Source organism: Acinetobacter sp. 826659 (genome assembly GCF_000588515.1).
In the GTDB taxonomy this organism is placed as follows: domain Bacteria; phylum Pseudomonadota; class Gammaproteobacteria; order Pseudomonadales; family Moraxellaceae; genus Acinetobacter; species Acinetobacter pittii.
Genome location: NZ_JFYD01000001.1, coordinates 807,705 through 822,055, shown reverse-complemented (window position 1 = coordinate 822,055; position 14,351 = coordinate 807,705). Strand labels below are relative to the sequence as shown.

Genomic DNA, 14,351 nt, shown 5'->3' with positions numbered 1-14,351 from the left:
TACGTTTGATTGATGATATAAATGAGGTAAATCGAAATAAGCTTATTAGATAATCAAGTGTTTTTTACACAAAAATGATTTGAAAATAAAAATTTAACTCAATTTGTATCAAAAAATAACAGAAATCTAGCATTTTTTGTATAAAAAAGAATCTAAGCTGTCATTATTATGATTTCAGTCACAAGATGAATAAATTAAAAACAGAGCCTTTTTGAGGAGAAAACTATGAAAGCATTACGTGTATTAGTCACTACAACAGCTTTATTCGCTGCTGGCGCTGCTATGGCAGATGAAGCCGTTGTTCATGACAGCTACGCATTTGACAAAAACCAATTAATTCCTGTGGGGGCACGTGCTGAGGTAGGTACAACTGGTTACGGTGGTGCTTTATTATGGCAAGCAAACCCATATGTAGGTTTGGCTTTGGGTTATAACGGTGGTGACATTTCGTGGACAGATGATGTTTCTGTAAATGGTACTAAATATGACCTAGATATGGATAACAATAATATCTATTTAAATGCTGAGATTCGTCCATGGGGTGCAAGTGCTAACCGTTGGGCTCAAGGCTTATATATAGCTGCGGGTGCTGCTTATCTAGATAATGATTATGACTTAGCTAAACGCATTGGTAATGGTGAAACTTTATCAATTGATGGTAAGAACTATCAACAAGCAGTTGCAGGTCAAGAGGGCGGTGTAAGAGGTAAAATGTCTTACAAGAATGATATCGCTCCATACTTAGGTTTTGGTTTTGCACCTAAAATCAATAAAAACTGGGGTGTATTTGGTGAGGTAGGTGCTTACTATACTGGTAACCCACAAGTTCAGTTAACTCAATATAACCTTTCTCCTGTAACAGGTAACCCAACATCTGCCCAAGATGCTGTTGATAAAGAAGCAAATGAAATTCGTAATGACGATAAATACCAATGGATGCCAGTTGGTAAAGTTGGTGTGAACTTCTACTGGTAAGATCACAAAAGAAAAAACGAGCTACGGCTCGTTTTTTTTGTATTTAATAAAATAAATAAAAGAGCTAAAAAGCTCTTTTATTTATTTTTAATTTTTATTCGTCTGGGTAAGCAATTTTCTTAAGCGCTTTAATATCCGCATCAGGTGAGCATAAAGAAATAAATTCGTAACCATAACCGCGTAATAAGTGGCCTTTGCGAACCGCAATCCATGTAGTATTAACACCAAAAATATCAGTTTTGGTTTGCTTTAAACGATAATCACGTTCTGTATCATAAGCCACGTCATTGACAATCCCGACACCCATGCCAAGTTCCACGTAGGTTTTGATAACATCGGCATCAAGAGCTGACATTACGATATCTGCATCTAGATGAGCTTCTTCAAACGCTTTATCAATTTTAGATCGACCTGTAAAACCACCATGATAAGTAATGAGTGGATATTCTGCTAAAAGTTCTAGAGTGATCTTATCCGCCTGCACCAGAGGATGATTTTGCGGGGTAATAATACTGTGCTGCCATTGATAGTAAGGAATGCTAGCCAGATTTTCTTCAGTCGTTAAAGACTCGGTTGCAATTCCAATATCCGCTTCGCCTTGTAAAAGCATTTCTGAAATTTCGACGGGGCTAGCTTGTTGTAAAATCAAATGAACTTTTGGAAATAATTTCTTAAATTGATTAACGATTGGAGGCAATACATAACGCGCTTGAGTATGCGTAGTTGCGATCGTTAGTGTTCCTTCATCAACCTTATTAAAATCTTCAGCAAGTCGTTTAATATTTTCAGCATCCACTAACATGCGTTCAACAATGCTAAGAAGTGACTGTCCTGGTTCAGTTAAACCTAAAAGGCGTTTACCTTTACGAACGAAAAGTTGAACACCTAATTCATCTTCTAAATCTTTGATGTGTTTACTTACACCCGATTGAGATGTGTAGAGTGCAGCCGATGCTTCCGTCAAGTTAAAGTTTTGGCGTACTGTTTCTCGGATAATTCTTAATTGTTGAAAGTTCATTTACACTTTTCCTCAAAAGAGGTGAGGAGCGTCTAAAGATCCGCAAGATATTTCCTCACCAAATATATTTCTTAAGCAACTTGGTCTGCAAATAAGTGCAATTGAGATGCGCTCACCCAAACAGTTTGATTAGGTTTAAATGCATGTAATTTTGCAGCTTCACTGCTCAGAGCAATTTCAATTAAACGTCCATTACGGTCTTGTAATTCGGCCACTACTTTTCCAGCAATCCAGATTTCACGTACAAAAGTCGCTTCAATGGTATTCGCTTGCGGTTGCGAGTGAATATGTAACTCATCTGGACGGGCAAAAGCAATCACTTTTCCTTGAGGTGCCTCAACTGCTGTTGGTAATTGAATACGGTCATTACCGATACGGATAATACCTTCCGTATGTTCACCTTCAAATCGATTTGCCTGACCCAAGAAATCAAACACAAATGGCGTTGCAGGTTTTTCATAAACTTCACGAGGTGAACCGATTTGCTCAACATTACCTTTATTCATGACAATAATCTGGTCTGCAACCTCAAGTGCTTCTTCTTGATCGTGAGTCACGAAAATTGAAGTGATATGCAATTCATCATGTAAGTTGCGTAACCAGCGACGTAATTCTTTGCGTACTTTGGCATCTAGAGCGCCAAATGGTTCATCGAGTAATAACACGCGAGGTTCTACTGCCAAAGCACGGGCTAAAGCAATACGCTGACGTTGTCCGCCAGAAAGCTGAGCAGGGTAGCGGTCTGCTAAAAAGCCTAGTTGAACTAGATCAAGTAAACGAGTGACACGTTTTTTAATTTCAGCTTCTGAAGGACGGGTTGCACGAGGGCGAACGCGTAAACCAAAGGCAATATTGTCAAATACAGTCATGTGACGGAATAAAGCATAGTGCTGAAATACAAAGCCGACCTGTCGCTCACGCACATGTACATTAGTCGCATCTTCACCTTCAAGTAAAACCTGACCGCCATCGGCTGACTCTAGACCTGCAATGATACGAAGCAGAGTCGTCTTACCACAACCAGATGGTCCAAGTAGCGCAACCAGTTCACCCTCTGGAAAGTCTAGGGAAATATTTTTAAGCGCATGGAATGCACCAAAGTGTTTTTCAATATTTTTAACTTGAATACTCATGATTTCATTCCTTACGAATCAGTTGAATGCGGTTCTGGTTTATCTTGATGTAGCTCTAACCAGGTTTTTAAAATCAGTGTTAAAAGAGCTAAGAAGGCAAGCAGTGAGGACACGGCAAAGGCTGCGCTAAAGGTGTACTCGTTATATAAAATTTCGACATGAAGTGGCAGGGTATTGGTTTCACCACGGATATGACCAGAAACCACTGATACTGCGCCAAACTCACCCATTGCACGGGCATTACACAAAATCACGCCGTAAATCAGACCCCATTTAATGTTAGGGAGTGTAACCTTCCAAAAGGTTTGCCAACCTGATGCACCGAGTACAATTGCTGCTTCTTCTTCCTCTGTTCCCTGAGCTTCCATGAGTGGAATTAACTCACGTGCTACAAACGGAACTGTAATAAAAATAGTTGCTAAAACAATTCCAGGTACGGCATATAAAATCTTAATGTCATGGTCCATTAACCAGCCGCCGAACCAGCCTTGTGCACCAAAAATTAGAACAATCATTAAACCTGCAATAACGGGTGAAACCGAAAAAGGCATATCAATGATAGTTGTTAAAATTGCCTTACCTTTAAACTGGAACTTAGAGACAGCCCAAGCTGCAGCAACACCAAATATCACATTAATTGGAACTGCAATTGCTGCGGTGAGTAATGTTAATTTCACTGCTGATAAGGTATCTGGATCAATCAAAGCCTGAACATAGACTTCAAGTCCCTGTTTAAATGCTTCTACGAAAACCAAAATGAGTGGCAGCATGAGGCAACTGAGGAAAAAAATCAGTGCAATTGTAATGAGGGTATAACGTACCCAAGTCGGCTCACGTGTTGCATCACGAGACTGTAACTTCAAGGCAAGTGCATTGCTGTCGGTATGTAAATTCATGTGATGTTTCTCCCTGTACGACGGTTTGCCCATGCTTGAAGTAAGTTAATGACAAATAGAATGATAAAAGAGAGAACTAACATGACCGCTGCAATGGTCGTTGCACCTGCATAATCATATTCTTCAAGACGAGAAATAATCATCAGCGGTGCGATTTCTGTTTTAAACGGCTGGTTACCTGCAATAAAAATAACAGAGCCATACTCACCCACGCCGCGAGCAAATGCTAAAGCAAAGCCTGTAAATAGAGCAGGTAGTAAGATGGGTAAAATAATTTTAGTAATGGTCTGCCAACGATTTGCACCAAGTGCTGAAGCTGCTTCCTCAAGTTCGGTTTCAATATCGCTGAGTACCGGTTGAACGGTCCGAACAATAAAAGGAATACCAATAAAGACCAATGCCAGCGTAATTCCGATAGGCGTATAGGCAACCTGAATACCAAGTGGTTCCAGATATTGACCTAACCAACCAGTAGGTGCATAGAGTGAAGTCAGTGCAATACCTGCAACTGCGGTCGGAAGAGCAAAAGGTAAATCGACCAATGCATCAACTAGACGCTTTCCTGGAAAGTTATAGCGGACAAGACACCAAGCCAAAAGCAGACCAAACACAACATTAATAGATGCTGCGATTAAAGCTGAACTAAAGCTGAGTTGAAGTGATTTCAAAATACGCTCAGACGTTAAAATTTCCCATAATCCGTCCCATCCGATTCCAAATGATTTGATAAAGACTGCGGCTAATGGAATAAGCACAATAAAAGACACATAGGCGAGGGTGAAGCCCAAAGATAGACCAAACCCAGGCAGCACTCGGGATCGCTGCGACATGATATTTCCTCAAAGAGAAAAGCCTGCTGAAACCAGTAAGCGAATAAATAAAGATAAACAGTGCGGTATAAAGATTGGTATTAAGCAAATTTCAAAGAGAAATGTGTTTTTACCGGGTCGATAGATGAGTGACTACACATCGAATCTTCTGGAATCAAATAGTTCAGCAAATCCGGGAATGGCCCAAAACCTGAGGCAACATTAATATGGCCCACTTCACCAAGATTAACGGGATTTAACTTCCATGATTTTGCAAGTTGTAAGGCATCAAAAAAGCCGAGCCATGGATCATTTTCACTAATGAGTAGCGTTGCAGGCACATCAATTTTTAATTGATGAAAATAATCTTTGTAGTCGGTCAAGCTATGGCGAGCAAACCCTGCTTCCCCAAAGCGTGCCGGATTCGCTGGAGCGACTAAAATTAGTTTCTTAACTTGGCTTCTTAATTCTGGATGCTCAGCCAAAGCAGCTACACTCGTTAAGCATCCAAAACTATGTGCAACAATTTGAACAGGAGCTTGAGCTGCTTGAACTGTTTTAACGAATTGCTCAACCCATTCGCTTAATACAGGTCTATCCCAGTTTTTTTGCTCAACACGAGAACTAGACACGAGTTGACGCTGCAACCAAGATTGCCAATGCTGATGTTCACTGCCACCTACACCCGGAACAATTACAGTGTGAATCATGTCTGTTCTCCTTACTTTTAGTGCAAAGAATTACTTCTCTGCACTATTAATTTTCACGATTTGATCGAAAACACCACCATTATCGAAGTGTTGTTTTTGTACTTTTGTCCAACCACCAAACTCTTTGTCGATTGTTACAAGCTTCAATGGCTTAAATACATTGCTGTATTTTTTAAGAACAGCTGCGTTACGAGGGCGGTAGAAGTTACGTGCTGCAATTTCTTGACCAGCAGGTGAGTACAAATAGTTGAGATAACCTTTAGCAATAGTTAAGTTGCCTTTTTTAGCTGCATTCTTCTCCACAATTGCAACTGGAGGCTCAGCTAAGATCGAAAGAGACGGAGTAATAATTTCAAATTTGCCCGGCTGTTCACGAATAGCTAAATGAGCTTCATTTTCCCAAGCCAGTAATACATCACCAATGCCACGCTCAGCGAAAGTAGTCGTCGCACCGCGAGCACCAGAATCTAAAACTTTAGTATGTTTATAAATTTGGCGAACGTATTCTTGTGCTTTCGCGTCATTGCCGCCTGGTTGATGTTTTGCCCAAGCCCAAGCTGCAAGATAGTTCCAACGAGCACCACCAGAGGTTTTTGGGTTTGGTGTAATGATTTCTACGCCTGGTTTGATTAAATCAGCCCAGTCTTTAATTTGCTTTGGGTTGCCTTTACGCACCAAAAACACAATGGTTGATGTATATGGCGTTGAGTTTTGTGGCAGTTTTTTCTGCCAGTTGGTTGGAAGTAATTTTGCTTTTTCGGCAATTTCATCAATATCTGCTGCAAGTGCTAATGTCACCACATCTGCATTTAAGCCATCGATAACCGCACGAGCCTGCTTACCAGAGCCGCCGTGTGATTGCTTAAACTCAATATCTTGACCAGTACGTTGTTTCCAGTAAGTACCGAACTGTTTGTTGAAATCTGTATATAGCTCACGAGTAGGATCGTAAGAAACGTTTAAAAATTCTTGGGCTGCAAATGACGAAACAGAAAGAAGTGCAGCGATAACCCCGACTTTTAATTGAGAAAAACGCATGAGATAAGTCCTCAAAAAATATGAAATGTTCAAAACATGAACGCAGAATAGCGCTAGTCTTTATTCTAAAAAAATAATAAAAAACGAATTTAATATGAAAAAAATAGAAATAATAAAAAGAGATAAACTATTCTTAAATCTTGATATATAACAAGTTTCAAAAGTTAATAAGAAATCGGTATAATTTTTTAAAATCAATCATTTATTATTTAAATGAAAGGTGTTGTATTGTTGTGCGGCTTTTAGTAAAGGATGGAACAAACATGTGGTGTTTTAAAAATGGGCAACCCGTTGAGACTATTCCTTTATTAGATCGAGCCTTTCATTATGGAGATGGATGCTTTACCACAATTCGTGTTTTTCAAAATCAGATTGAGCTTAAAGAAAGGCACTGGCAACGTCTAAAACTTGCATGTCAAAAACTGTCTTTGACTGTAAATTTTGAATTAATCGAACTGAGTTTACAGCAACTGCAAAAACACAACCTCGTACTCAATGGCACTTTAAAAATTGTGATTAGTCGTGGGGAAGGCGACCGCGGTTATAGTTTGCCGAAACATGAAGCTGATATTTATATCTGGTTTTATCCAAAAGCTTTAGAGCCGTTTGTGCCTGACTCTATCCAGTGCGGTGTTTTAAATCAGGCCCTAGGTTTAACCATGCCGAGCTTGGTCGGGCTTAAATCTTTAAACCGCCTTGAACAAGTATTGCTAAAAAAAGAAGCAGATCAACTCGGGTGGGCTGAAGCATTAGTTACTGATGTACAAGGTTATATTGTTGAAGGGATCAGTAGTAATTGTTTTATTCGTTTAAATGATAGATGGATTACTCCTGAACTTCGCTATAATGGCGTCCACGGTGTAATGCGGGCAGAAATTCTGGCGCGTATGCAGCACCATAGTATTGCCTGTGAAGTACGTGTGATTGAATTAGATGAAGTATCTGAAATACAAAGTCTATTCTTTTGTAATGCTTTAAACCCTATGCGAGTAGTCACTCATTTAGGTGAGAAAACGCTAGAAACACAGGCATGCATAGATTTATTTCATATCCTTAACTTAAATCAGATTCATTAATATGCCGAAGCCACCTGTGAATGCGAAAGCAAAAAACGCCAAGAAAAATAACAAAAAACAAGCTCCAAAATTTTCTAAGCGATTGGTTCTAATTGGCCTTTTTATTGTTTTAATTTCTACTTTTGCCATTTTATGGTCAAGTTTGTTTAAGGCTTATCCTATCGAAGGCAAAAAACAGATGTTATCTATTACATCTGGGGAAACTTATTCTGGTTTTATTGATCGTTTAGCAAAAGAAGACAAAATTAGCTTTCCTATCGTATTAAAGCTTTATCAAAAGTTTATGATTCATGACAGCATGAAAGCTGGTGTGTATGAAATTGAACAAGGGATGAGTGTAAGACAAGTGTTAGAGATGTTATCTGATGCTGATAATGCTCAGATGAACCGTGTTTTGGTGATTGAAGGTACAACTTTTAAGCAGCTTATTACTGCACTCAAAAATGATAAAAATGTAAAAAATACAATATTGGATTTACCTAATGATCAGCTTATGAAAGCGCTTGGGATTCCTTACGATCATCCAGAAGGCTTGTTCGCGCCGAATACTTATTTCTTTGCCAAAGGCGAGACTGACAAGAAAATTCTTACCGATTTATATCATCGTCAAGTAAAAGCTCTAGATGCAGCTTGGACAAATCGCGCGCCGAATTTACCTTATAAAGATAAATATGAAGCATTAATTATGGCTTCTATTGTTGAGAAAGAAACAAGTTTAGACAGTGAACTTACACAAGTTTCTGGAGTTTTTGTCCGCCGTTTAAAACTCGGTATGCGTTTACAAACGGATCCAACTGTTATTTACGGAATGGGTAATAACTATAAAGGCAACATTACCCGAGAAGACCTCCGTACTCCAACACCATATAATACTTATACCATTAATGGTTTGCCTCCAACTCCAATTGCTTTGCCAAGCCAAAAAGCAATTGAAGCAGCATTACATCCAGATGATTCAAATAACATCTATTTCGTAGCGACTGGTAATGGTGGACATAAATTTACGGCAGACTTGCAAGCTCATAATCAAGCTGTGCAAGAATATTTATCCGTGTTGAGATCGAAGAAATAAGGAAAAGAGATGTTTATCAGCTTTGAAGGCACGGAAGGGGTAGGTAAAACTACACTCATTCGAAAAATTCATCAGCATTTTGAAGAGCAAGGCAAACAAGTTATTTTAACTCGAGAGCCGGGGGGTACACCGTTAGCTGAGCAAATTCGTTCGATGCTTTTGGCGGTGAATCATGATGAAAATATGAGTCATGATACTGAGCTATTGCTTATTTATGCGGCACGCGCTCAACACTTACAACAGGTCATTTTGCCTGCTTTAGAAGCTAACAAAATTGTATTAAGTGATCGCTTTACCGATGCGAGTTTTGCTTATCAATGTTCTGGCCGTGGTTTAAGCCAAGATAAATTACAACTTTTAAATCAGAACTTCGTTTCACGCATGCCAGAGGTGACTTTCTGGTTAGATGCACCGATTGAACTTGGTATGAACCGTGCACGTGAACGTGGAGCTTTAGACCGTTTTGAACAAGAAAAGTTAAGCTTCTTTACTAAGGTCCGTGAAGGTTATGAAACCTTATGGAAGGCTGAACCGGAACGTATTAAACGTTTAGATGCTACACAAAGTCCAGATCAGGTGTTTGAGCAAGCTCTACAATATTTACGGTAAGCAATTGGATGAGCCACTCTTATAAAAATATGGGAGTGGTGAAAAATGACGTTAATTCTGATTTAAAACGTCATAGAAAATATCTGTTATTTTCTTACGCTATCTTACACATGATTTATAGATTGAAGAATAACAAGGATGAAAAGCTCAAAAGAAGAAATCGTGGCATTTCTTGAAAAGGAATTTCCACCAAGTCTTGAACATTGCACAATTGAATCAGTCACTCCCAAAGCTGCAGTTGTTTACTATCATGTCGACCAAAGGCATCAACGCCCTGGTGGCACCATATCTGGCCCAACCATGATGACTTTGGCAGACTTTGCTTTATATATTGCCATATTAGGTGAGATCGGTATTGTTGGTTTAGCCGTAACCACCAACTTTAATATTAATTTTTTAAGAAAACCCGCAGGTGATCAAGACTTACGTAGTGAATGTAAACTCATGAAGGTTGGAAAGAGCTTGGTTGTTGGGGAAGTCTGGATTTATTCAGTTGGTCTGGATGAACCCGTTGCGCATGTGACCGCGACTTATTCAATCCCACCTAGAGCATAAATATCAAACCAAATAAAAAGCACAGTCAGAGCTGTGCTTTTTTGTAGAAGAACAACTTAAATGTCAGTATTAACCAATGGCTGTTCTACTGCAAAATTTGGAGGAGTTAAAACAGTTTTACGAATTTCACTCGAAGTTTCCGGATAATCGAGTGTGTAATGTAAACCACGTGATTCTTTACGTTGCATAGCACAGCGAACAATCATTTCCGATACTAAAACAAGGTTACGCAACTCAATCAGGTTTTTGCTAACACGGTAGTCTTGATAATATTCGGTGATTTCACGCTTTAACATTTCAATACGGTGTAAAGCACGTTCTAAACGTTTTGTGGTTCTGACAATACCAACGTAGTTCCACATGGTTGAACGTAACTCATCCCAGTTTTGTAAAATCACAACATCTTCATCTGGATTGGTTACTTGTGAGTCATCCCAAGTTGGTACTTTAGGTAATTTGAAGTTTTCATCAAATTTATTTTCGATATCTTTTGCTGCACTCATGCCATAAACGAAGCACTCAAGTAATGAGTTACTTGCCATACGGTTTGCACCATGTAAGCCTGTATAAGATGTTTCACCAATTGCATAGAGACCATCAATATCCGTCTGGCTATTTGAGTCAACCACAACACCACCACATGTATAGTGAGCTGCTGGTACCACTGGAATCATGTCTTTGGTAATGTCGATGCCTAACTCAAGCAATCTTGCATAAAGTGTAGGGAAGTGCTCTTTAATAAACTCAGGTGATTTATGGGTAATGTCTAACCACACGTGACGAATACCGAGACGTTTGATTTCATGGTCAATGGTACGTGCCACAATATCGCGAGGAGCCAGTTCTGCACGATCGTCAAAACGCAGCATAAAACGTTCACCATCAGGTAGGCGCAAATAAGCACCTTCACCACGCATAGCTTCAGTAATTAAGAAAGAGCGGGCTTGAGGGTGATAGAGACATGTTGGATGAAACTGATTAAATTCCATATTGGCTACACGGCAACCTGCGCGGTAAGCCATTGCAATACCATCACCTGTGGCAATATCTGGATTAGATGTGTACAGATAAGCTTTCATCGCACCGCCGCAAGCCAATGCGGTGAATGATGCAAGGAAAGTATGAACCTTTTCAGTATTTTCATCTAATGCATATAAACCAATAGCACGATTCGCTTGGTCGGTATGGCCTAATTTATGCGACGTGATTAAATCAATCGCAATATAATTTTCAAAAATAGTAATATTTTTACGTTCTTTGGCACGCTCAACTAAAGTGGTTGAAATGGCTTTGCCTGTTGCATCAGCAGAATGGATAATGCGACGTTGCGAGTGACCACCTTCGCGAGTTAAGTGAAGTTGCTCATCTTCATCTAAGGTAAATTGCACGCCTTGTTTTAAAAGAAAATCAACAGAAGGGCGGCCGCCTTCTACGGTATGTTGTACCGCGTCCATTTCACATAAATGAGCGCCTGCAATCATAGTGTCATTAATATGCTGTTGAATAGAGTCAGTCTCATCAAGAACAGCAGCAACGCCACCTTGAGCATAAAAGGTACTTGCTTCGGTTAGAGCAGCTTTGGCTAAAACTGCAATATTAAAATGATTTGGTAACGATAAAGCCAGACTTAAACCAGCGCCGCCGCTGCCCACAATAATCACGTCAAAGTGGTGAATTGTCTGTAAATTAGGCATGTCCATTCGCATCAATTTAAAACGTCCGCTAATGACACCCCTTTTTACCTAAAAAGGCAAGAGCTTAAGCGCTCTAACTCAGAGAAAAATTGCAATTGGCTTAAAAAGTTGCAATGCGTAAAATAATCCTTGTGATGACGTATTACAAATAAACATATTGTTACGCACAACCTCAAAGCGTTGTGATACAACAGTTTTATCCTTATTCTCGTAGACCAATTGTGGGTGAGCACCGAATGAAATCTCGCTATTTACAACAAGGAATGTATGCAGCGGTATTTACAGTTGCTGCTGTTCAAGCAAATGCTGCTGTTGATTTTTCAAATCTTGTTGAACAAGTTAGTCCAGCAGTCGTGAGTGTAAATGTCGTAAAAAAAATGACTCAGGATGAACTGTTGCAGCAGCAAGTTCCTGAAATTTTAAAACGTTTCTTTGGCAATCAGGTCATCATTCCACAGCAACAAGGTCCACAAGAAAAGACAGCTTATGGAAGTGCATTCTTCATTAGTAAAGATGGTTACCTACTTACTAACCACCATGTGATTGAAAATGCCTCGCGTATCAGCATTACTTTAAATGACCGACGTGAAATTGATGCAACCGTGGTGGGTAGTGATGAGCGCACCGATGTTGCATTGTTAAAGGTCAATGGAACTAACTATCCAGCTTTACGAGTAGGAAATGTTGACCGTTTACGTGTCGGCGAACCTGTTTTAGCAATTGGTTCGCCGTTTGGCTTTGATTACTCAGCTTCGGCCGGTATTGTCAGTGCAAAATCACGAAACATGAGCGGTGAAACTTCGGTGCCGTTTATTCAAACAGATGTGGCTTTAAACCCGGGTAACTCTGGTGGTCCATTGTTTAACCAAAATGGTGAAGTGGTCGGGGTAAACTCTCGAATATTTAGTGGTACTGGCGGCTATATGGGCTTGTCTTTCTCTATTCCGATTGATGTAGCTATGGATGTTGCAGACCAGCTCAAAACAAAAGGTAAAGTAACACGCTCTTACCTAGGGGTGATGATGCAAGATATTGACCGAAACCTTGCTGATGCGTACAAATTACCAAAACCTGAAGGTGCTTTAATTACTCAAATTTCTCCGAACTCACCTGCACAAAAAGCAGGGCTAAGAGCGGGCGACGTGATTTTAAAATTAAATGGTGCGCCTGTACTTCGTACGAGTGATTTACTTTACGCATTAAACAAAGTACAGCCAAATCAAACTGTTCAGTTTGAAGTGTTACGTGATGATAAAACACGCAATATTTCAGCGACTTTAACGACTGCACCAGATGAAACACCTGCTACTGGTGCACAAGGTGCTGCATCTAAGGGGCCAGTTTTAGGCATGAGTATTCGTGATCTAGCTGAACCGGAAAAAAATGCGTTGAGTGTAAAAGGTGGTATTTTTGTACAAGATGTTCGCCGTGGTGGTTTAGCGTCATTGTCCAATATCATTCCGGGTGATGTGATTACCCAAGTCAATAATAGCCAAATTTTAAATAGTCAGGATTTTGCAAAAGTTGTTTCTAACTTGCCGAAAAATACTGTAGCACGTGTTGCTATTATTCGTCAGGGACAGCGCGCAATGCTTGGTTTACGTATTCAATAATCCTTAACCCAATCAATAAACCACCCTGAAAATGGGTGGTTTTTGTTATTTATCTTGAGCGTTTAGCGATATCTACCTACACTTATTTCAGTTTTAAGGTTAATAAATAAGAGTGTTCATTTGTGAGTAGTATTTTTGATTTACATATTCAGGTGCAGCCACATCATATTGATGCGTTGGGACATGTAAATAACGTAATGTATGTTCAGTGGATGCAGGATGTAGCGGCTGCCCATGTTGAAACTTTGGGAGTAGGGGTAACTAAATATCTTGAGTTAAAACACGCAATGGTCGCGGTTGAGCATCATGTGCAATATCGTAAAGCTGCATTTGAAGGCGAACAAATTGTGTTACGTACATGGTTAGATGACATTAATGCACTTTATTCATTCCGCCAGTATGTGTTTTTTCGCCCATTAGATCAGGCCGTATTATTTGTTGGAAATACCAAATGGGCATGTATTGAAATTGCTACAGGACGTCCTAAACGAATGTCACCAACTTTTACCCATGCATATAAGCCGCTTGACTCAAGCATAAACCCTTACGATTTTACCGTTTCGTATGGTAAGTAAGTAAAAAAGAGAGGCTGGAATTTGAAGAATTTATTTTCCATAGAAACCGATCGATTAATCTTAAGTGACCTTACAGAAGCTGATAAAAATTTTATCTTTGAATTATTTTCAAATTCAAGCGTACTCGAATTTTATGATTTAAAAGCCTTTACTTTATTGGAAGAAGCTGAGGCTTTAATTGAAAAAATGCATAAAAAATGGAATCAACAGCTAGGTTTTAGGCATGCTATTCGTCTTAAAAAAGATGGAACTATGTTGGGAACATGTGGGGTAAATACTATCAAACAAATTGGTGATGATTTTGCGGTTGTCATTGGTTATGAACTTCATCCTAATGCATGGGGTAAGGGATATATGCAAGAGGCTCTTGTAGGGCTCATCCAGTATTTGAAACAAAGCAGATTATTCCAAAAACAAATAAAATATGTTTGGGCTGAAATATTTGAACAGAACATTAGATCTCAACAGGTCGTGCAGAAACTTGGATTTGAATTAATTGGGGATATAGCTAATGAAACTGGCAATAATTTATCTGCAAGCCTAATTAAGTTTGAGTTAAAACTGTTCTGATTTAGAGG

15 protein-coding genes are annotated in these 14,351 nt (G+C 39.4%); 8 read left to right on the top strand and 7 right to left on the bottom strand.

Annotated features, from left to right (window positions below):
* The first annotated feature begins 225 nt into the window (after positions 1–225).
* Positions 226–975 (top strand): ornithine uptake porin CarO type 1, encoded by a 750-nt coding sequence (carO, locus tag J663_RS03830; protein ID WP_033847878.1) that lies wholly within the window; start codon positions 226–228, stop codon positions 973–975.
* Between the two features lie 94 nt (positions 976–1,069).
* Here carO and J663_RS03825 read toward each other — a convergent pair whose 3' ends face one another.
* The 6 genes from J663_RS03825 to J663_RS03800 all read right to left on the bottom strand — a co-directional run bounded on the left by J663_RS03825 (position 1,070) and on the right by J663_RS03800 (position 6,579).
* On the bottom strand, positions 1,070–1,993 hold the full coding sequence (locus tag J663_RS03825; RefSeq protein ID WP_002118601.1) for a CysB family HTH-type transcriptional regulator: 924 nt from the start codon (positions 1,991–1,993) through the stop codon (positions 1,070–1,072).
* Between the two features lie 71 nt (positions 1,994–2,064).
* Entirely contained in the window at positions 2,065–3,126 is a 1,062-nt protein-coding gene (locus J663_RS03820; protein WP_002118816.1) for a sulfate/molybdate ABC transporter ATP-binding protein, read from the bottom strand.
* 11 nt (positions 3,127–3,137) lie between these two features.
* A complete protein-coding gene (gene cysW, locus J663_RS03815; protein WP_002118746.1) occupies positions 3,138–4,022 on the bottom strand; it encodes a sulfate ABC transporter permease subunit CysW in 885 nt (294 codons plus the stop codon).
* Positions 4,019–4,852, bottom strand: coding sequence for a sulfate ABC transporter permease subunit CysT (gene cysT, locus J663_RS03810; protein ID WP_005067805.1), 834 nt, complete (start codon positions 4,850–4,852; stop codon positions 4,019–4,021). The genes cysW and cysT overlap by 4 nt, the downstream gene beginning before the upstream one ends.
* An 80-nt stretch (positions 4,853–4,932) precedes the next feature.
* Entirely contained in the window at positions 4,933–5,541 is a 609-nt protein-coding gene (locus J663_RS03805) for an RBBP9/YdeN family alpha/beta hydrolase (protein WP_005073133.1), read from the bottom strand.
* A 30-nt stretch (positions 5,542–5,571) separates the two neighbouring features.
* Positions 5,572–6,579 carry a sulfate ABC transporter substrate-binding protein gene (locus J663_RS03800; protein ID WP_001212602.1) on the bottom strand — a complete coding sequence of 336 codons (1,008 nt, stop codon included), beginning with the start codon at positions 6,577–6,579 and terminating at the stop codon, positions 5,572–5,574.
* A gap of 263 nt (positions 6,580–6,842) precedes the next feature.
* Between J663_RS03800 and pabC the strand changes: the two genes are divergently transcribed.
* The 4 genes from pabC (at position 6,843) to J663_RS03780 (ending at position 9,891) form a co-directional block, all read left to right on the top strand.
* Positions 6,843–7,655, top strand: a complete 813-nt coding sequence (gene pabC / locus J663_RS03795) for an aminodeoxychorismate lyase (RefSeq protein ID WP_033847876.1) — start codon at positions 6,843–6,845, stop codon at positions 7,653–7,655.
* A gap of 1 nt (position 7,656) precedes the next feature.
* On the top strand, positions 7,657–8,727 hold the full coding sequence (mltG, locus tag J663_RS03790) for an endolytic transglycosylase MltG (protein WP_033847873.1): 1,071 nt from the start codon (positions 7,657–7,659) through the stop codon (positions 8,725–8,727).
* A gap of 9 nt (positions 8,728–8,736) precedes the next feature.
* Complete coding sequence (tmk, locus tag J663_RS03785; RefSeq protein WP_033847871.1) at positions 8,737–9,336, top strand: dTMP kinase; 600 nt, start codon at positions 8,737–8,739, stop codon at positions 9,334–9,336.
* A 138-nt stretch (positions 9,337–9,474) separates the two neighbouring features.
* On the top strand, positions 9,475–9,891 hold the full coding sequence (locus tag J663_RS03780; protein ID WP_000842533.1) for a PaaI family thioesterase: 417 nt from the start codon (positions 9,475–9,477) through the stop codon (positions 9,889–9,891).
* Positions 9,892–9,947: 56 nt separating this feature from the next.
* Here the strand turns inward: J663_RS03780 and nadB are convergent, their stop codons facing one another.
* On the bottom strand, positions 9,948–11,591 hold the full coding sequence (nadB, locus tag J663_RS03775) for an L-aspartate oxidase (RefSeq protein WP_033847868.1): 1,644 nt from the start codon (positions 11,589–11,591) through the stop codon (positions 9,948–9,950).
* Positions 11,592–11,821: 230 nt separating this feature from the next.
* Between nadB and J663_RS03770 the strand changes: the two genes are divergently transcribed.
* The 3 genes from J663_RS03770 (at position 11,822) to J663_RS03760 (ending at position 14,343) form a co-directional block, all read left to right on the top strand.
* Positions 11,822–13,198, top strand: a complete 1,377-nt coding sequence (locus J663_RS03770; RefSeq protein WP_005073145.1) for a Do family serine endopeptidase — start codon at positions 11,822–11,824, stop codon at positions 13,196–13,198.
* A gap of 122 nt (positions 13,199–13,320) precedes the next feature.
* Positions 13,321–13,773: an acyl-CoA thioesterase gene (locus J663_RS03765; RefSeq protein ID WP_033847866.1), complete on the top strand. Its 453-nt coding sequence runs from the start codon at positions 13,321–13,323 to the stop codon at positions 13,771–13,773.
* A gap of 21 nt (positions 13,774–13,794) precedes the next feature.
* Positions 13,795–14,343, top strand: coding sequence for a GNAT family N-acetyltransferase (locus J663_RS03760; protein ID WP_033847864.1), 549 nt, complete (start codon positions 13,795–13,797; stop codon positions 14,341–14,343).
* Positions 14,344–14,351 lie beyond the last annotated feature (8 nt).